The sequence below is a fragment of the Mycobacterium sp. 236(2023) genome (assembly GCF_029623955.1).
GTDB lineage: Bacteria > Actinomycetota > Actinomycetes > Mycobacteriales > Mycobacteriaceae > Mycobacterium.
This window is the reverse complement of the sequence record NZ_JARSBP010000012.1, coordinates 1-18,816: the sequence shown is the minus strand read 5'-3', so window position 1 is coordinate 18,816 and position 18,816 is coordinate 1. Positions and strand designations below refer to the sequence as shown.

Here is an 18,816-nt window from a genome sequence, read left to right as displayed (position 1 = left end):
GTGACGAGGACGCAGAGGCTCGACTCGATCGGGCGTTCATGGCCCTGGCGGATCCCGTGCGACGCGCGATGGTGGCGCGGCTGTCACGAGGCCCGGCGACGGTCAACGAGCTGGCCGCTCCGTTCGACATCACGAAACAGGCGGTGTCCAAACACATTCAGGTGCTTGAGCAGGCTGGTTTGGTCACGAGGACCCGAGATGCGCAGCGCAGGCCCGTGCATCTGGATGCCGCAGCACTTGAGGAGCTCACGTCCTGGATCGACAAATATCGCCTGGACGCCGAACGCAACTATCGCCGGCTGGACGCTCTGCTGGCCGCAATGACCGAGAAAGGACAATCATGACGAAGGCACTGGATCTCACCGCACCTGTCGACACGCTGGCCATGGAGTTTTCGCGCGAATTCGACGCGCCCGTGGACGCGCTGTACCGCGCGCACGCCGAACCCGAGCTGGTCAAACAGTGGCTCGGCCCGCACGGTCTGAAGATGGACATCACCGAGTGGAACTTCGCCGACCACGGCGGTTACCGCTACTCCCACACCACCGAGCACGGGACGTTCGGCTTCAACGGCACGTTCCACACCGTGCGGGCGGGCGAATTCATCTTGCAGACCTTCGAATTCGAGGGCGCCCCCGACATGGTCAACATCGAATTCCTGTGGTTCGAAGATCTCGGCGGCGGACGGTCCCGGCTGCGGGGCCGTTCGATCTGCCCCAACGTCGGGGCGCGCGACGCGCTGCTGGCATCAGGGATGGAGGGCGGCATGACCGAAGGCTACGAAAAGCTCGACGCCCTGCTGAAAACCCTGTAGACCCCGGAAAAGAGGCGATCCCGACTGGTCGGGGGCCCAGCCGGGATCACCAAGGGTGGCGTTTTCGGGATGTCAGCGCATGATTCCGGAGCGCCGGCGTCCCATCAGGCCCGTCTTGCGACGCCCCATGAGTGCCGCGACCAGGGCGACGCCGGCAGCAGCCACCACGACCTGGACGAGCAGTTCGAGCCAATCGATTCCTCCGGTGACCGTGGGAATTCCGATGGCGCGGGCCAGCGCAGTGCCGATGAACGCGGACACGATGCCGACCAAGATGGTCAGCAGCATGCCGATCGGCTGCTTGCCGGGCAGCACGAGACGGCCGAGCGCGCCGACGACGATGCCGATAAGGATTGCGGTGATGATGCCGGTGATGGTCATGTCTTCCTCCAAGGAATGGGCAGCTGACAGAGGGCTACCCTCGCCTCAATTCCAATAAACGCCTGCGTCAAAGCCGGTTCCGCAGGACCTTCTCGTACCCTCGGAGCCATGTTCACCGAGCTGCTCGACGTCGACACTTCGCGGCGCCGCATCGTCGACCTCACCTCAAAGGTGCGTGAGTTCTGCGCCGCCGAGCGGGACGGCCTGTGCAACGTGTTCGTGCCGCACGCGACGGCCGGGGTCGCGGTCATCGAGACCGGTGCCGGCTCCGACGACGACCTCATCGAGACGCTCGAACGTCTGCTGCCGCGTGATGACCGCTACCGCCACGCCCACGGCTCGCCCGGGCACGGCGCCGATCACGTGCTGCCGGGTCTCGTGTCACCGTCGGTCACGGTTCCGGTGGCCGACGGCGAACCGCTGCTGGGCACGTGGCAGAGCATCGTGCTGGTGGATCTGAACAGGGACAATCCGCGCCGATCGGTGCGGTTGAGCTTCGTGTCGGGCTAGTAATTTCGACGCGTGTCCAAACGGTACTGTGGTGCGGTCGAGTATTCGCAGGTGAGACCGAAGGACAACAGGACGTGCAGACACACGAGATCAGGAAGCGGTTCCTTGATCATTTCGTGAAGGCGGGCCACACCGAAGTGCCCAGCGCTTCGGTGATCCTCGACGATCCGAACCTCCTGTTCGTCAACGCGGGCATGGTGCAGTTCGTCCCTTACTTCCTGGGACAGCGCACCCCGCCGTACGACACCGCCACCAGCGTGCAGAAGTGCATCCGCACCCCGGACATCGAAGAGGTCGGGATCACCACCCGGCACAACACCTTCTTCCAGATGGCCGGCAACTTCAGCTTCGGCGACTACTTCAAGAAGGGCGCCATCGAGCTGGCGTGGTCGCTGCTGACCAATCCTGTCGATGCCGGTGGCTACGGGTTCGATCCCGAGAAGCTCTGGGCCACCGTCTATCTCGACGACGACGAGGCGATCGAACTGTGGCAGGAGGTCGCCGGGCTGCCGCTGGAGCGCATCCAGCGCCGCGGCATGGCCGACAACTACTGGTCGATGGGTATCCCGGGACCGTGCGGCCCGTGCTCGGAGATCTACTACGACCGTGGCCCCGAGTACGGCATCGAGGGCGGCCCTGAGGCCAACGAGGACCGCTACATCGAGATCTGGAATCTCGTGTTCATGCAGAACGAGCGCGGTGAGGGCACCTCCAAGGAGGACTTCGAGATCCTCGGACCGCTGCCGCGCAAGAACATCGACACCGGCATGGGTGTCGAGCGCATCGCGTGCCTGCTGCAGGGCGTCGACAACGTCTACGAGACGGACCTGGTGCGCCCCGTCATCGACCTCGTCGCGAGCATCGCCCCGCGCGGATACGGGCAGGGCAACCACGAAGACGACGTCCGCTACCGGATCATCGGTGACCACAGCCGCACCGCGGCGATCATCATCGGCGACGGCGTCACCCCCGGCAACGAGGGCCGCGGCTACGTGCTGCGCCGGTTGCTGCGCCGGATCATCCGCGCCGCCAAGCTGCTCGGCGTCGAGCGTCCCATCATGGGCGAGCTCATGGCGACGGTGCGCGACGAGATGGGTCCGTCCTATCCCGAACTCGTCACCGACTTCGACCGCATCAACCGCATCGCGGTCGCCGAGGAGACGGCGTTCAACCGCACCCTGACCGCCGGTTCCCGGCTGTTCGAGGATGCGGCCGCGGCGACCAAGAAATCCGGTGCCAAGGTGTTGTCCGGCAGCGACGCCTTCACGCTGCACGACACCTATGGATTCCCGATCGACCTGACGCTGGAGATGGCCGCCGAGGCCGGTCTGTCCGTCGACGAAGCGGGCTTCCGCGGCCTGATGGCCGAGCAGCGCAAGCGCGCCAAGGCCGATGCGGCCGCGCGCAAGCAGGCCCACACCGACCTGTCGGCGTACCGCGAGCTCGTCGACGCCGGACCCACCGAGTTCACTGGTTTCGACGAACTGACCACCGAGGCAACGATTCTCGGCATCTTCGTGGACGGCAAGCGGGTACCCGTGGTGTCCCACGACGGACTCGAGGCGGATCGTGTCGAGCTGATTCTCGACCGCAGCCCCTTCTATGCGGAGTCGGGCGGCCAGATCGCCGACGAAGGCTCCATCACGGGCACCGGCGCGTCCGAAACCGCCAAAGCGGCCGTCACCGACGTCCAGAAAATCGCGAAAACTCTGTGGGCGCATCGCATCAACGTCGAGTCGGGCGAATTCGTCGAAGGTGACACGATCGTCGCCTCGGTTGATCCGCGGTGGCGTCACGGCGCCACCCAGGGCCACTCGGGTACCCACATGGTGCACGCCGCGCTGCGACAGGTATTGGGCCCCAACGCCGTTCAGGCCGGCTCGCTGAACCGTCCGGGCTACCTCCGGTTCGACTTCAACTTCCAGGGCGCACTGACAGCGCAGCAGCGTGACCAGGTGGAGGAAGTCACCAACGAGGCGGTCCAGGCCGACTTCGCGGTGAACACCTTCAACACCGAGTTGGACAAGGCCAAGGCGATGGGCGCCATGGCGATGTTCGGGGAGAACTATCCCGACGTGGTCCGGGTGGTCGAGATCGGCGGGCCGTTCTCGCTGGAGCTGTGCGGCGGAACGCATGTGGGCAGCTCCGCCCAGATCGGGCCGGTCACGATCCTCGGGGAGTCGTCAGTCGGTTCCGGTGTGCGCCGCGTCGAGGCGTACGTCGGGCTGGACTCGTTCAAGCACCTCGCCAAGGAGCGCGCGTTGATGGCGGGGCTGGCGTCCTCGCTGAAGGTGCCGTCGGAGGAAGTGCCCGCCCGCGTCGCGACCCTCGTGGAGCGACTGCGCGCGGCCGAGAAGGAACTCGACCGGATGCGGCTGGCCAGCGCGCGTTCCGCGGCGGTCAACGCTGCCGCGGGTGCCGAGGAGATCGGCAAGGTGCGCCTCGTCGCGCAGCGCATGGCCGGTGGCATCTCCGCGGGTGACCTGCGATCGCTGGTCGGTGACATCCGGGGCAAGCTCGGCAGCGACCCCGGTGTGGTCGCGCTGATCGCCGAGGGCGACGACGACAGCGTGCCGTTCGTGGTCGCGGTCAACCCGGCCGCGCAGGACCTCGGGATCAGCGCCAACGACCTGGTCAAGGTGCTGGGCGCAGCCGTCAACGGCCGGGGCGGCGGCAAGGCCGACCTCGCGCAGGGCTCGGGCAAGGGGGCGGCGGGTATCGACGCCGCGTTGGCGGCGATCCGCGCGGAGCTGGGCCGGAGCTAACCGCGTGCCCGACACCGACTGGACCAGCCGTGTGCCCGACCGGCCCGGCGATCCGAACGCGGCCCCGGATCCGGGGCGCGGACGTCGGCTCGGGGTGGATGTCGGAACGGTCCGCATCGGAGTGGCCGTCAGCGATCCGGACGGGATCCTGGCCACCCCGGTAGAAACGGTGCAGCGCGACAAGCGTTCGGGCCGGCACGTCAAGCGGCTCGCTGCGCTGGTGGCCGAGTACGAGGCCGTCGAGGTCGTCGTCGGGCTGCCGCGGACGCTGGCCGACCGTGCCGGATCGTCGGCGCAGGACGCCGGCGAGGTCGCCGAGCTGCTGGCGAACCGCATCGCCCCGGTGCCGGTGCGCCTGACGGACGAGCGGTTCACCACGGTGACCGCACAGCGCGCTCTGCGGGAGGCAGGAGTACGAGCCCGCGGTCAACGATCGGTGATCGATCAGGCCGCGGCGGTGGGGATCCTTCAGAACTGGCTTGACCAGAGGCGGGCGGCGTTGCCCGCACACGGAGAGGTCTTGGATGACTGACGACTGGCAGAGTGACCGCGCGGAGCCCTTGGCGGTGGGTCCACCGCGACGGCGGCTGACGCGGCGGGAGCGGGCCCGCGAGGAGCGGTACCGCCGCAGGCGCAAGACGGGGCTGGTGATCGCTCTGTCGATGCTCGTCGTCGTCGCGGTGGTGGCGGTGTTCCTCGGCTCGAAGATGTGGCACTCGTTGTTCGGTGGATCCAGCACCGACTACGCCGGGGAAGGCATCAACGATGTCGTCATCCAGGTGCACGACGGCGATTCGACGACGGCCATCGGTCAGACGCTGCACGACAGCAACATCGTCGCCAACGTCACGACGTTCGTTCAGGCGGCCGACGGCAACACGGCCATCACGGCGATCCAGCCCGGTTTCTACAAGATGCGCACGGAGATTCCCGCCGCCGACGCGGTGGAACGACTCGCCGACCCCGCGAGCCGGGTCGGCAAGCTCGTCATCCCCGAAGGCAGACAGCTCGACGACGTCAGCGACGTCAAGACAAACGCCGTCACCGACGGCATCCTGACGCTGATCTCCAACGCGTCCTGTGTGGACCTCGACGGCGAGCGGCGCTGTGTGTCCGCCGACGACCTCAAGAACACGGCGGGCGCAGCCAATCCGGCCGATCTGGCGGTGCCGGAATGGGCCACCGGCGCAGTCGACAATATGGGGTCAGACCATCGCAGGCTTGAGGGCCTGATCGCACCGGGGTCCTGGAACATCGACCCGTCGGCAGAGCCGCAGGCCATCCTGGCGACGCTGATCTCTGCAAGCGCCGCGCAATACGAGCAGAGCGGCCTGCTCACCACGGCCACCGCGCTGGACATGTCGCCGTATGAAATCCTCACGGTCGCTTCGCTGGTGCAGCGCGAAGCGACCCCGGAGGACTTCTCGAAGGTGGCCCGCGTCATCTACAACCGGCTCAACGAGAACCGCACGCTGGAGTTCGACTCGACGGTCAACTACGGGCTGGACCGCATCGAGATCGCCACCACCGACGGGGACCGGGCCCAGTCCACGCCGTGGAACACCTATGTGCGCCCAGGGTTGCCCGCGACGCCGATCTGCTCGCCCGGGGCACCCGCGCTTCTGGCCGCAGAGCAGCCCGAGCCCGGGGACTGGCTGTACTTCGTCACGGTCGACATGCAAGGCACGACGTTGTTCACCCGCGAGTACGAGCAGCACCTGGCGAACATCGAGATCGCCAGGCGCAACGGCGTTCTCGACTCCGCACGATGAGTCGGTAGCAGTGATGAGCGCTCGCGCGAAGAACAGATGACGGTGGTCGAGGGTCCCCGCCGGGCCGCGGTGCTGGGTTCTCCGATCGCGCATTCGCGGTCCCCGCAGCTGCACCTGGCGGCCTACCGGGCGTTGGGTCTGCACGACTGGACGTATGACCGTATCGAGTGCACCGAGGACGAACTGCCCGCCCTGGTATCCGGTTTCGGCCCGGAATGGGTCGGCGTATCGGTGACGATGCCCAACAAATTCGCTGCGCTGCGGTTCGCCGACGAAGCCACCGACCGCGCACTGCTGGTCGGTTCGGCCAACACACTGGTGCGTACCGACGCCGGCTGGCGCGCCGACAACACCGATGTCGACGGAGTGGTCGGGGCGCTGGAATCCGTGATGGGTTCCGCGGCCGTCGTGGGATCCGGCGGCACCGCACCCGCGGCCGTCGTCGCCCTCGCCGCGCTCGGCGTCACCGACGTCCAGATCGTGGCACGCAACCCCGAGAAGGCGGCCTCGCTCGTGGCACTTGCCGAGAACATCGGCATGGCGGCCCGGTGGTTGGAGCTCGGCGAACCCCTTACCCGTGTCGCCGCGGTGGTGAGCACCGTACCCGCCGATGTGGCTGCGGCGCATGTGAAGTGGATCTCCGCGACACCTGTGCTGCTGGACGCCATCTACGACCCGTGGCCCACGCCGCTGGCGGTGGCCGTGGAGCGCGCGGGCGGCCGGGCGATCAGCGGGCTGCACATGCTGCTGAACCAGGCCTACACGCAGGTCGAACAATTCACCGGCATGCCGGCTCCCAAAGAGGCGATGAAGGCTGTCCTGCGGCGGGCTTAGCCTGATCGGATGGGGGTGGTCGCCGCGGCTGCGGCGTGTCTGGCGGTGGCGTGGATGGGGGCGCTGTCGATCTACGACGTGCGGTATCACCGGCTGCCCAATGCGCTGACCCTGCCCGGCGCGGTCGTGGTGTTGATCGCCACCGCGGTGTCCGGTCACGGTGGCGCCGCATGCACCGGCGCCGTCGCACTGACGGCGCTCTATCTCGTCGTGCACCTGATGTCTCCGTCCGGAATGGGGGCCGGAGACGTCAAGCTGGCGATTGGACTCGGCGCGCTCAGCGGCGCTTTCGGGCTGCACGCGTGGCTGTTGGCAGCCCTCGGCGCGCCGGCGTTCACGGCGGTCGCCGGACTGGTCGCCCGTCGGCCAGCGCTGCCCCACGGCCCGTCGATGTGCGCTGCCACCGCACTCGCTGTGGCGGCAGTTTGCTTACCTCCGAGGTAATCGCCACGCCGCACCCGGGCGGCAATACTGAAGTGCATGGCGAATCCACCGATTCTGTTGCTGCACGGCATCTTTGGTAGGCCCTCCCTGATGGAGCCCTGGGTGCGCTTCTTCACCGACGCCGGATTCCGTTGCCACGTACCGGCATTGCCCGGACGGGAGCCGTCCGACGACGCCGTGCTGAGCCGCACGAGCGTCTCCGACATGGTGGACGTCGCGCTGAAGGCCTACGACGCGATCGGCGAACCGGCGATCGTCGTCGGGCACAGCATGGGCGGCCTGCTGGCGCAGAAGGTGGCCGCCGCCCGGGACCCGCTTGCGGTGGTGCTGCTCGCGGCGATCCCGCCGGGTGTGCTGTGGCCGCAGATCAAGGTTCTTCCGCACTTCGTCCCGCTGATGCCGATGGTGCTCGCCGGACGTCCGTTCCTGCCGTCGCCGGAGGTGATGCGCGTGGTTCCGCTGAGCACGCTGCCCCGCGACGAACAGGACCGGCTGATCCCGCTCTTGGTCCGAGACTCCGGCCGGGCCTTCCGGGCTCTGCTGCTCGGGGCGCCGGTCACCCGCGTCGCCGCATCCGACGTGAGATGTCCGGTGCTGTGCGTCAGCGCAGGTTCGGACCGCAACGTCGCCCCGTGGATGTCGCGGCGGATCGCCGAGCGCTACGGCGCCGAGCACCAGATACACCCCGGCCTGCCGCACTGGATCATCGCCGAGTCGGCACTACAGCAGGTGGCGCCGCCGGTGCTGGACTGGCTGCGCAGGACGCTGCGCCTGGGGTGAGCACCGTCGCCGTTTAGGGACGGCGCACCTGTCGTGCGAAAATGGGACGCGTGTTGCGATGGACGACTGCAGGTGAATCCCACGGCCGGGCGCTGGTGGCCATGGTCGAGGGCATGGTTGCCGGCGTCCATGTGAATTCGGGTGACATTTCGGAGCAGCTGGCCCGCCGCCGCCTCGGCTACGGCCGCGGCGCCAGGATGAAGTTCGAACAGGACCAGGTGACCATGCTCACCGGCCTGCGGCACGGCGTCACGCTGGGCGGGCCCATCGCCATCGAGATCGGCAACACCGAATGGCCCAAGTGGGAGACGGTGATGGCTCCCGATCCCGTGGATCCCGCGGTGCTCGCCGACAGCGCCGCCCGCAACGCGCCGCTGACCAGGCCGCGACCCGGCCACGCCGACTACGCCGGCATGCTCAAGTACGGCTTCGACGACGCCCGGCCGGTGCTGGAGCGCGCCAGCGCCCGCGAAACCGCGGCCCGCGTGGCAGCCGGCACCGTGGCCCGCGCGTTCCTGAAGCAGGCGCTCGGAGTCGACATCGTCTCCCACGTCGTCTCCATCGGAGCCTCGAAGCCCTACGACGGTTTGCCGCCGATGGCGTCCGACCTGGCCGCGGTCGACGACAGCCCGGTCCGCGCCTTCGACAAGACCGCCGAAGAACTGATGATCGCCGAGATCGAAGCGGCCAAACGCGACGGCGACACCCTCGGCGGCGTCGTCGAGGTCGTCGCGCACGGACTGCCCGTCGGCCTGGGCTCCTTCACCAGCGGTGACAACCGGCTCGACAGCCAGCTGGCCGGCGCGGTGATGGGCATCCAGGCCATCAAGGGCGTCGAGATCGGCGACGGATTCGAGACCGCCCGGCGCCGCGGCAGCGTCGCCCACGACGAGATCTACCCCGGAGCCGACGGCATCATGCGGTCCACCAATCGCGCGGGCGGCCTTGAGGGCGGCATGACCAACGGGCTGCCGGTCCGCGTGCGCGCCGCGATGAAACCGATCTCCACCGTGCCCCGTGCGTTGGCCACCGTCGACATGACGACCGGCGAGGAAGCCGTGGCGATCCACCAGCGCTCCGACGTGTGCGCCGTCCCCGCCGCGGCCGTCGTCGTCGAGACGATGGTGGCGCTGGTGCTCGCGCGGGCCGCGCTCGACAAGTTCGGCGGCGACTCGCTGGCCGAGACCCGCGCCAACATCGACAGTTACCTGCGCGCGGTCGCCGAGCGTGAGCCGTCCACCAGCGCGGCGACGGCATCCGGCTGATGGCTCCGAAAGCGGTTCTGATCGGGCTGCCCGGTTCGGGCAAGTCCACGATCGGGCGGCGCCTGGCCAAGAGCATGGATGTTCCGTTGCTGGACAGCGACATTGCGATCGAGAAGACCACCGGCCGCACGATCGCCGACATCTTCTCCACCGACGGCGAACCTGAGTTCCGCCGTATCGAAGAGGACGTCATCCGCGACGCGCTGGCCACCCACGACGGTGTGCTGTCGCTGGGCGGTGGTGCGGTGACCACCGAAGGTGTCCGCGAGGCGCTTTCCGGGCACACCGTGGTGTACCTGGAAATCAGTGCCGCCGAAGGCATTCGGCGCACCGGCGGATCGACGGTCCGGCCGCTGCTTGCCGGACCCGATCGCGGCGAGAAGTACAAATCACTGATGGCCGAACGTGTTCCGCTGTACCGGCAGGTGGCCACCATTCGGGTCAACACCAACCATCGCAACCCGGGCGCCGTCGTGCGCTACATCGCCAACCGGCTGGAAAACCCCGGCGCCAGGCCCGACCGTCGGCGTCGGCGTCCGGTGTGGCGCCGTGCGCCGCTGTCGCTGACTGCATCTCCCTCCACGGAGGCCCCGCCGAGCCCGGCCGTGGTCGCGGCCAAGAAGGGCAGAGGGTCCTCCTGCGCTCGAAAGGACGCCCAGTGACAGAGCCGGTGACGGTCGATGTGCACACCAATCCGCCGTACCCGGTGATCATCGGGACCGGGCTACTCGGCGAGCTGGCGCGTGTTCTCGAGGGCAGGCACAAGGTCGCGATCCTGCACCAGCCGACCCTGACCCAGACTGCCGAGGCCATTCGTAACCACCTGGCCGACAAGGGAATCGATGCCCATCGCATCGAGATTCCGGACGCCGAAGGTGGCAAGGAACTGCCCGTCGTCGGCTTCATCTGGGAGGTGCTCGGCCGGATCGGCATCGGGCGCAAGGACGCGATCGTCAGCCTCGGCGGGGGAGCGGCCACCGACGTGTCCGGCTTCGCCGCAGCCACCTGGCTGCGTGGTATCGACATCGTTCACGTGCCGACGACGCTACTCGGCATGGTCGACGCCGCGGTCGGCGGCAAGACCGGCATCAACACCGACGCAGGCAAAAACCTCGTCGGCGCGTTCCATCAGCCGGCCGCGGTCCTCGTCGACCTCGCCACGCTGGAATCGTTGCCGCGCAACGAGATCGTGGCGGGCATGGCCGAGATCGTGAAGGCCGGATTCATCGCCGACCCGGTGATCCTCGACCTGATCGAGGCCGATCCGGAGGCCGCACTCGACCCCTCGGGCACCGTGCTGCCCGAGCTGATCCGGCGGGCCGTCGCCGTCAAAGCCGAGGTCGTCGCCGCCGACGAGAAGGAATCGGCGCTACGCGAGATCCTCAACTACGGCCACACCTTGGCGCATGCCATCGAGCGCCGGGAACGCTACCAGTGGCGCCACGGCGCCGCCGTGTCGGTGGGACTGGTGTACGCCGCCGAACTCGGTCGGCTGGCAGGCCGGCTCGACGACGCCACCGCGGCACGGCACCGCGAGATCCTCACCTCGCTGGGGCTGCCCGTCAGCTACGACGCCGACGCGCTGCCGCAGCTGATGGAATCGATGCTGGGAGACAAGAAGACCCGCGCCGGAGTGCTGCGGTTCGTCGTGCTCGACGGCCTCGGCAAGCCGGGCCGGCTGGAAGGTCCCGATCCGGCGCTGCTGGCCGCGGCCTACGCCGAGGTCGCTCGCTAGTTGTCGCGCCTGTCGACCGGACGCGTCTCGTCGTCCTCGGCGACCGCCACCGACGACGTCTGCTGCTCGGATTCCGTGCCCGTCGGCTGCGTCTCGTAATCCTGGACATCCCGGTCGTCGCGGACCGCGGCGAAGACGTCGGTGTCGGCGCGGTCGTCGTCCTCACGACGACGGGGCTGATTCGGCGTCTTGCGGTCGACCAGCCAGTGCCCGAGCGCGACGCCGACGATGGCGAAGATGAACACCAGCAGCGCAGTGAACGCCGCGAACGTCGTCACCTCGTTGATGAAACCCTCGACGTACAGGTTCTTGTAGAACAGGCCGATGAACGAGGCAACCGCTCCGCTGACGACGCCCGCGAACAGTCCGGCGAGCAGCCAGGTCATCGCCAGGTCGTCGCGGCGGTCGGGATCTGGGTTGTTGCGGGCGTCGGCGCGACCGTCGGCATAACCCCAGATCAGCGCGACGAGCGCGTACAACGCGACGAGGACCGCGCTGATGAGACCGGCTTTGGTCTCCCACGCGTTGATCATTGCGCCCTGCAGCAATCGGACGATCACCATCAGGCCTGCGAATACGAGTCCGCGCACCAACCACTTGCTCATGGGGCCTCACCTTAGCGAGTAGCGTCAGCCGCTGTGACGATATCTGCGCGCCGCGATCGGCTGCGTCAACAGCTGACCGCCAAGGGACTGGACGCCATCTTGGTATCAGACCTGGTCAACGTGCGTTATCTGTCCGGGTTCACCGGTTCGAACGCGGCTCTGTTGGTGCTCGCCGACGACGAAACGCCGGTGCTTGCCACCGACGGTCGCTACCGCACGCAGGCCGCACATCAAGCGCCCGACGCCGACGTCGTCATCGAACGGGCCGTCGGGCCGCATCTGGCCGGCAGGGCCGCCGAGGCAGGGGTGGGCAAGCTCGGATTCGAAAGCCACGTCGTCACCGTCGACGCGTTCGCGGCGCTGACGAAGGCGGCGGGCGCGGGCTGCGAGTTCGTCCGTGCCGCGGGCGCGGTCGAAAGTCTGCGGGAGGTCAAGGATGCCGGCGAGGTCGCGTTGCTGCGGCTGGCCTGCGAAGCGGCCGATGCTGCACTGCGGGACCTGGTCGAGCGCGGAGGTCTGCGCGCCGGACGCACCGAGAAAGAGGTCCGCAACGAACTGGAAGCGCTGATGCTGGACCACGGCGCCGACGGGGCGTCCTTCGAGACCATCGTCGCGACCGGCGCGAACTCGGCGATTCCGCATCACAGGCCCGCCGACGCCGTGCTCGCAGCCGGTGACTTCGTCAAGATCGACTTCGGCGCGCTCGTCGCCGGCTACCACTCCGACATGACGCGAACCTTCGTGCTCGCGCCGATCGCCGACTGGCAACGCGACATCTACGCCCTGGTCGCCGAGTCTCAGCGCGCCGGCCGCGAGGCGCTTGCGCCCGGCGTCACCCTCAAGGACGTCGACGCCGCATCGCGGCAGGTCATCGCCGATGCCGGGTACGCCGACAACTTCGGTCACGGCCTCGGCCACGGGGTCGGGCTGCAGATCCACGAAGCGCCGGGGATCAACGCCTCAGCCGCCGGTACACTGCTTGCTGGCTCCGCGGTGACCGTGGAGCCCGGTGTCTACCTGCCCGACCGCGGCGGTGTCCGCATCGAGGACACGCTCGTGGTCGACAAGCACCCAGAACTACTCACCCGGTTCTCCAAAGAACTGGTGATTCTTAGCTAGTTGAACCTTATGCTTGACCTGCGCAAACAGGGAAAACAGCTAACCGCTGAGCGTGGATTATCTTGGGGATCAGCTAATGCGACACGCACTGGGCCCGAGCGGTCAGGTAACCTGCTAGAAACACGCAAATGGCAGGAGATGTCAAATGACATACGGATACGAAATCGAAGGCCTAGCTGATACCGCCGCGCGACTCGGAGTGACAGTCGGTCGGCCCATCACAGACATCGTGAACGCGTATGCGGTTGGACTGCCCATCGACGCAGCGCATGTCGTCCAGACCGGCAACCGTACGTTCCGCGTCTATTGGGTGTCGGGCAATTCCCTCGTGGTCCTGGAGAACCTGCAACCCGAACACGGCGCAGTCGGATTCTCCGTCCAAGCATCCGCCAAGGTCTACCCACTCCGAACTGCCCGGGTGAGTATCGAAGCGTTGGCATTCCAGCTAGAGGCTCCAGCGCAAGAATGGGACGTGGCACGCACGCTACATCTGGAGTTTGCGGAGGAGGACGAGACGATAACCGTGACCCTGCCTGACCCGCTCAGCCTACCGCTCGATAACGACAAGAAGCGTGCCCAAGCCGGGGACCTATTGAACGCGGTACTGAGGGCTATCAACACCTGAGGCTTCTCTAGACATGGTGAAGTCCCGCCGAGCGCGTATCAGAACACTCAAACGGGACTGTGCCCCTCTCTGTCAGGGCGCTCACCAGGCGGATAACCGGTCACCTGGAAACCTGGAAAACAACGAACCCCTCATCCGGGAGACTTCCGGGTGGGGAAGCGGACAAGGGGGTGTTGCGCGGTGTCTTTGGTCTCACCACTTCGAACGCTGGCGGAATTGTAAGTAACCAGCGGTCGCAAAAACATTTCAGGCTGACGTAGCAACAACCTCAACCCAATAATATTCGGGCAGAGTGCCCGTCAGAGTGTTCGGGAAGTCCCACTTACGCAGGGAAACGACCTTCCACCAACTGCCGTCCACCTGGGACAACGTCACTGGCAACTGTGTCGGCATTACCGACCCGTACACAATCTCCAGACGGTCGTCCTGCTGCACAATGATGTTCGACGTCTGTCGGCGCGGAATCCCGAATTCACCTTCAGTAGACACGACACCAGGGAAATTTCTTCCCATAGGCTGCGCTGACTCGCCGCCGAGCACGACACCTTGAAGCTGCCCCAAGAGGATGCGGCTGTCGGCTTTCATGCCGTAGAAACCCTTTTCGGTAGCCCGATGGACGTTAACGATCACTTCGCACGCTCGCGAAAATTGTTGAGCACAAACAACTCTGGGATGCTCCAACCGGAGAACGAGCCGCGAAACGACACACTCTCAGGACCGCGAGCCTCCGCCATGTCGATACCGCGAGGGTTCGCTACGAGCCTGCACGCCGCTGACACGATCACCCCGGCAATCTCTTCACACGGGATACCGTTCACAAATCCTCTGCCTCTGGTGTACGAGCGTGCCATCAGAGTGACGTTGTGCAGGGCGGCTTGCCCATGCAATTGCTGCACAGGTCGATTCAGCAGATTTTCAAGTTCTGCCACCGTTGGAGCCGCCATAACTCACGCCTGAGTCAACAAAGTGACAGCCTTGCTCTGAAGCAATGCTGTGTCGAAACGAGCGGTAACCCTCACGCCGATAGAGTCTGAATTGCCATAGGTCTGATCCAAAATAGCTACGCTAGGATTCTGATCGCGGGCAACGACAACCTTGCTGAAGTCCACCAAAGCCACACGAGCCTTACCAGAAACGTTCGCAATATTATCGGAAATGATCACAGGAATCCCGAATAGCTGGAAACTCACACCATTCTGAATAGTATTAGGTTCAATAACGTACCTGCGGTCAGTGGTTCCAACCTTGACCTTCCTAATGCTAGCAAAGCTTGCTGGCGTCATCACCCAATGCGTAGGGGAAACCTTATTACCCTGAGCAACAGCCAAACCGTCAATCAACGAATCAGGGTCCGCCAAATCAAGCACACCAGTCTGAACACCCGTAGCCCTCAGAATTCCCTTGATAGTGTCAGATGCACCCGTACCGTCAAATAGGCTGGCGTCCAACACATTCGACACATCAGTGACAAGGCGAGTGCTGACAACCTGATCCAAAGCCCCCACAGTGTGAGTAGCCTGACGGACAAGCTCATTAGACAAAATCGTCAACGACTTAATGCCCTTCAACGACGAAGGAAGCAACTGCACCTCATCGAAATTCACATTACTGTCGGTGATCGGCGCACCCGCAGCGTAGAAGCCAGCAGTAGCACCCGAAGCGATACGCGGAACACGAAGCGGACCGGCAGTATCAATAATCTGAGGACCAGCGCTTAGGAATGTGGATTCCTGCTCAAGAGGCTGAACCAAAAGGTTAGCGACCTCGGCGGCGGTCAATGTGGGCTGTGTAGCCGCAGTCTGAACGACCATTATCTATATCCTTAAATAGCAACATGAAACGCTGCCATCAGGACAGTCGAAATGGAGTTGGGTATCAGACCCGAAAAAGAGGCGAAATCAATTCGCTTATCTACCTACAATTTTATCAGACGCTTTGTTGCAAACGCCCTAGAAGAGAGAACTTCTCCTCACGCTTACCGGTAACACCCTGCCCAACGGAACCCATCACTTTTCGTGCTGCCAAATGCGGCTTACGGGTAATCAGTTCATCAACCGCAGCGGTCAACTTATCGGCGTCGGCCAACAGCTCGGCGTCGTAATCCAAGTCTTCGGGGTCAGCCAGCTTGCCGGTTGCCGTTACCTGCGCGGTGAATAGTTGGCGCAGCGTCGCGTCTAGGTTCTGTTCAGCAGTTTCCGCCCTATGGCGGTGGTCCTTCGCTTCAGTTCGAAGCTGCGAGATGTAGGAACGCTTAACGGTCATATCCTCGTCAGCGGCATCATCTTCGGTCACATCTACGTCGTCGGTGACATCATCGGTCACATCATCAGCGGTCGTATCTTCAACAGTCATATGTCATCTCCAATAGGTCTAAAACAGGCTGTACGCGACGCACAGCCACGAAAACAAGGTCAGTCAGGGATTAGCGCGGGATTCAACTTCTGAGCCTTCACGCGCACACCGTTGTCACTGACGAACCCCAGCGAAGCCGCCCGCTGAGCGTCATGAGCCCTCACCGATAAGAACTCGTCATCGAGCAGCAACTCAAGCTCACGGTCGATATCGTCATCACGGAACCCTAGGCGCTTCAATGTTGTTGTCCTAGAAAGCAACCCAGCAGCATGCAGCTTCACCGAAGAATCAGCCGACTGAGCTTCCGAACGGGTATCCGCAGGGCTCCACTTAATCCTCGCCGTCACATCATCGGCATCAACACCGTCACGGATACTCACCAGACTTTGGGCTACCGACTCCCACCCAACCCCATACTGACGCTGTCTTGCCTCGGCACGTGCCACCAAAGCGCTCTCAGCAGCTCTAAGAGCGTCCGCGCTCGTCACTGAATCCTGCAACAAACCCACATAGTGCGCCGGAAGCCCGGAAACCATCATCGCCTGAGAAATTAACACCCGAATGCCCGACTCAAACTGCTTTAAGTCCGCTGAAGGTATTGCACCGAAACGACTTTCAGGGTTTTCGCTCGTCATCATTTCATTCTCGTCAGGGAACGGATTCACGGCTTCGGTCACGATCTCGCCCGTCACAGGATCAGTCACCGCGACACCCTGATCATCAACGACCGGCGTTTGAACCAACTCGATCCCAGTGGCGAAACGACGCGGGCGACCGGCGTACTCAGAAGCAACCATCATGTCCAACAGCAACTTATTGATCGCATCCTGGATGGTCAGCAGATCGTCAATGACCGACGCCTCATCTTCATGACCGATAGCGTGCACCGGGACGCGACCCAAGTCATGGGGAACCGTCTCCACCAGTTCATAGCCCGCATTCCCGGCAGATGGAGTCTTCGCGCTCCAATGCTCCACACGATCCCGGTAGTACACCCATGCTTCGGTGGTCTTGGCGGCGCGGACACGCTTGACAGCCTTCGTGACATCGCGGGTGACCGGATCACGGGACACACACACTTCACGAGGGCTTTCCACAGTGGCGCGAGGCTTACCCCGCGTATCGGTCCAGCACAGCACAAAGCCAACCCCGTACAGCAGAGCATCCTTATGCACCTGTGCCGAAACCTGGTCAAGGTTGGAGTATTCGAACAGCCCCCAGGCATCGCAGCCGTCCACACCGGAAGGGCGCAATCTCTCCGCTAGCGACACCACAGCAGTACGGCAGAGGTTCGAAGACAGCTGATCGAAGTGGCGTAGAGCCAACTTCGCGGACGGGCTCAGGAAGCTCAGCGGGCTGGCACCCTGGTAGTAGCGCTCCAACAAGCCGTATCGGTACTGGTGGCTGTCCAACAATTGAAGCAGCTCAATTAGGTCATCGGTCATATTTCATCTCATCTTTGATATCGGAACGAGGCAGCGCGGAAACGCTTCTTACGGTGAGTCGCCAACCAATACGCACGGCTGTAACCCATAACGGCAGTGATCGCGGCATCAATACGACCCGCATGACGGCTACGGGATTGCTTCACCAACCGACCGCCGCGAGAATCCTCAGTCAGCACCGCGTTACCCAGATGCTCAGCCATCACCGGGTGACCCGAATGAGACACCTGACCGTTGCGGCACGCCGTCAGAAACTCAGCGGTCGCAGCGCTCATCCGCGACACCGTTTGAGGGAACTTCACCACCGGCAACCCCTCGGACTCCAGAACGGCTAGGGAACGCTGCCAGCGGTAGTCATCAGCGGCAATCTCTTTGACCTGCCAGCGGCGGCACGCATCCCGAATCGCCTGCTCCACTTCCAGAATCGGAACTTTCCACTCCGTATCCGAGTAGTTGGGACGCGCCCACACCTGCACTACATCAAGATGCGGCTGAGTCGAAACAGTCGCGACTGTAAGCACCGTGGCATCAGTGCCCGAATAACTCCCGTCGAAAGACAGAACAACCTCGGCACCATCAGGCACGCCCTGACCCGTCGATAGATCAGCCCATAAGCCACCAGGCAGGATCGGGTCTGCGTTACCGGTTACCCATTGCACCAAACGTGTTCTGCGGAAGTGAGATTCGCTCATCTTCGGCGGCTGCAAAGCCGTCAACGCATCCCTGTGCAAGAAGTCGTCCAACGCAGGATTCGCCAACGCCCAGCAATGCTCACAATCGGTGCCGTGATCCTCAAACCCCGACGCGGAGAACTCCCGATACACCTGCGATGCGTCCTCAGGATGCTCGCTGGCATGCTGCCGGAACTGCGCCAACACGTTGTCAGGGTTCGGTCCCGGAGTGCCGATCAGCAACACCAAGCTCTCAGGACGCTTACCGCTCGCCAACGCGACGACCTCATACACTTCCCGGTCAACCCTGCCGCCCTCATCCACAATGGTGCACAGAGCGTTCCTGCCCTCCAAAGCCGCCGCAGTAGCAGGAAGACATGTCAACTCAGCTGCGCGACTGGGGATTACAAGGCGGTCCTTGAAGCACTGAATGCGCTTCTCAAGCTCAGGATGACGTGCCACGAACCTGACGCACATACCGAAGACAATCCCGGCTTGCCTCTCATCCACCGCGACAAGGTCAACCATCGCGTCCACGCCGCCCGTCGCGAACTTGAAAAGCGCCATCGCAGCCGCCAACTGAGACTTACCGTTACCGCGACCGATAGCCCACGCGGCTAATCTGGGAGCAGGTTCGGCATCCCACACAGAGGCAACTAGATCCTTCTGCCACTGCCTCAAGATGAACGGCTTGCCGTC

At 64.5% G+C, this 18,816-nt stretch carries 21 protein-coding genes and 1 pseudogene; 14 read left to right on the top strand and 8 right to left on the bottom strand.

The features are described from left to right. Nucleotides 1-38: 38 nt before the first annotated feature. Together P9A17_RS30860 and P9A17_RS30855 are read left to right on the top strand one after the other, a co-directional pair. Nucleotides 39-344: a metalloregulator ArsR/SmtB family transcription factor gene (locus P9A17_RS30860; RefSeq protein ID WP_278042686.1), complete on the top strand. Its 306-nt coding sequence runs from the start codon at nt 39-41 to the stop codon at nt 342-344. Continuing rightward, complete coding sequence (locus tag P9A17_RS30855) at nt 341-814, top strand: SRPBCC domain-containing protein (protein WP_278042609.1); 474 nt, start codon at nt 341-343, stop codon at nt 812-814. Before P9A17_RS30860 ends, P9A17_RS30855 begins: the two co-directional genes overlap by 4 nt. A 72-nt stretch (nt 815-886) precedes the next feature. Here the strand turns inward: P9A17_RS30855 and P9A17_RS30850 are convergent, their stop codons facing one another. Next, entirely contained in the window at nt 887-1,195 is a 309-nt protein-coding gene (locus P9A17_RS30850; protein WP_278042608.1) for a GlsB/YeaQ/YmgE family stress response membrane protein, read from the bottom strand. A gap of 120 nt (nt 1,196-1,315) precedes the next feature. Here P9A17_RS30850 and P9A17_RS30845 point away from each other — a divergent pair, with 120 nt between their 5' ends. The 10 genes and pseudogenes from P9A17_RS30845 to aroB all read left to right on the top strand — a co-directional run bounded on the left by P9A17_RS30845 (nt 1,316) and on the right by aroB (nt 11,300). After that, complete coding sequence (locus tag P9A17_RS30845; RefSeq protein ID WP_278042685.1) at nt 1,316-1,705, top strand: secondary thiamine-phosphate synthase enzyme YjbQ; 390 nt, start codon at nt 1,316-1,318, stop codon at nt 1,703-1,705. Nucleotides 1,706-1,779: 74 nt separating this feature from the next. Continuing rightward, the gene (gene alaS, locus P9A17_RS30840; RefSeq protein WP_278042607.1) at nt 1,780-4,470 is read left to right on the top strand and encodes an alanine--tRNA ligase; all 2,691 of its coding nucleotides are present in this window, start codon (nt 1,780-1,782) and stop codon (nt 4,468-4,470) included. 4 nt (nt 4,471-4,474) lie between these two features. Further along, entirely contained in the window at nt 4,475-5,002 is a 528-nt protein-coding gene (ruvX, locus tag P9A17_RS30835; protein WP_278042606.1) for a Holliday junction resolvase RuvX, read from the top strand. Continuing rightward, entirely contained in the window at nt 4,995-6,242 is a 1,248-nt protein-coding gene (gene mltG, locus P9A17_RS30830) for an endolytic transglycosylase MltG (protein WP_278042605.1), read from the top strand. The genes ruvX and mltG overlap by 8 nt, the downstream gene beginning before the upstream one ends. Nucleotides 6,243-6,278: 36 nt before the next feature. Further along, entirely contained in the window at nt 6,279-7,076 is a 798-nt protein-coding gene (locus P9A17_RS30825; protein WP_278042604.1) for a shikimate dehydrogenase, read from the top strand. A 9-nt stretch (nt 7,077-7,085) separates the two neighbouring features. Further along, a complete protein-coding gene (locus tag P9A17_RS30820) occupies nt 7,086-7,520 on the top strand; it encodes an A24 family peptidase (RefSeq protein ID WP_278042603.1) in 435 nt (144 codons plus the stop codon). A gap of 36 nt (nt 7,521-7,556) precedes the next feature. Continuing rightward, nucleotides 7,557-8,300: an alpha/beta fold hydrolase gene (locus P9A17_RS30815; protein ID WP_278042602.1), complete on the top strand. Its 744-nt coding sequence runs from the start codon at nt 7,557-7,559 to the stop codon at nt 8,298-8,300. 50 nt (nt 8,301-8,350) lie between these two features. After that, entirely contained in the window at nt 8,351-9,565 is a 1,215-nt protein-coding gene (gene aroC / locus P9A17_RS30810) for a chorismate synthase (RefSeq protein ID WP_278042684.1), read from the top strand. Beyond that, nucleotides 9,565-10,065 (top strand): annotated as a pseudogene (locus P9A17_RS30805) (shikimate kinase); the annotation flags it as partial. The gene aroC and the pseudogene P9A17_RS30805, both read left to right, overlap by 1 nt. A 158-nt stretch (nt 10,066-10,223) precedes the next feature. Beyond that, nucleotides 10,224-11,300, top strand: a complete 1,077-nt coding sequence (aroB, locus tag P9A17_RS30800) for a 3-dehydroquinate synthase (protein ID WP_278042601.1) — start codon at nt 10,224-10,226, stop codon at nt 11,298-11,300. Here the strand turns inward: aroB and P9A17_RS30795 are convergent. Continuing rightward, on the bottom strand, nt 11,297-11,905 hold the full coding sequence (locus tag P9A17_RS30795; protein ID WP_278042600.1) for a B-4DMT family transporter: 609 nt from the start codon (nt 11,903-11,905) through the stop codon (nt 11,297-11,299). The two genes, aroB and P9A17_RS30795, sit on opposite strands and share 4 nt — an antisense overlap. A gap of 33 nt (nt 11,906-11,938) precedes the next feature. On the opposite strand from P9A17_RS30795, the gene P9A17_RS30790 reads away from it, so the two are divergent. After that, entirely contained in the window at nt 11,939-13,024 is a 1,086-nt protein-coding gene (locus P9A17_RS30790) for a Xaa-Pro peptidase family protein (RefSeq protein WP_278042599.1), read from the top strand. A 145-nt stretch (nt 13,025-13,169) separates the two neighbouring features. After that, a complete protein-coding gene (locus P9A17_RS30785; RefSeq protein WP_278042598.1) occupies nt 13,170-13,649 on the top strand; it encodes a hypothetical protein in 480 nt (159 codons plus the stop codon). A gap of 246 nt (nt 13,650-13,895) precedes the next feature. Here the strand turns inward: P9A17_RS30785 and P9A17_RS30780 are convergent, their stop codons facing one another. From P9A17_RS30780 to P9A17_RS30755, 6 genes are all read right to left on the bottom strand, one after another. Continuing rightward, the gene (locus tag P9A17_RS30780) at nt 13,896-14,234 is read right to left on the bottom strand and encodes a hypothetical protein (RefSeq protein ID WP_278042597.1); all 339 of its coding nucleotides are present in this window, start codon (nt 14,232-14,234) and stop codon (nt 13,896-13,898) included. 41 nt (nt 14,235-14,275) lie between these two features. Continuing rightward, nucleotides 14,276-14,578, bottom strand: a complete 303-nt coding sequence (locus P9A17_RS30775) for a hypothetical protein (RefSeq protein ID WP_278042596.1) — start codon at nt 14,576-14,578, stop codon at nt 14,276-14,278. Nucleotides 14,579-14,596: 18 nt separating this feature from the next. Beyond that, the gene (locus P9A17_RS30770; RefSeq protein WP_278042595.1) at nt 14,597-15,460 is read right to left on the bottom strand and encodes a phage major capsid protein; all 864 of its coding nucleotides are present in this window, start codon (nt 15,458-15,460) and stop codon (nt 14,597-14,599) included. Between the two features lie 115 nt (nt 15,461-15,575). Beyond that, nucleotides 15,576-16,001: a hypothetical protein gene (locus P9A17_RS30765; protein ID WP_278042594.1), complete on the bottom strand. Its 426-nt coding sequence runs from the start codon at nt 15,999-16,001 to the stop codon at nt 15,576-15,578. A 59-nt stretch (nt 16,002-16,060) separates the two neighbouring features. Next, nucleotides 16,061-17,446 carry a phage portal protein gene (locus P9A17_RS30760; RefSeq protein WP_278042593.1) on the bottom strand — a complete coding sequence of 462 codons (1,386 nt, stop codon included), beginning with the start codon at nt 17,444-17,446 and terminating at the stop codon, nt 16,061-16,063. Between the two features lie 8 nt (nt 17,447-17,454). Then, on the bottom strand, nt 17,455-18,816 hold a 1,362-nt coding region (locus P9A17_RS30755; RefSeq protein WP_278042592.1), incomplete at its 5' end, for a terminase TerL endonuclease subunit.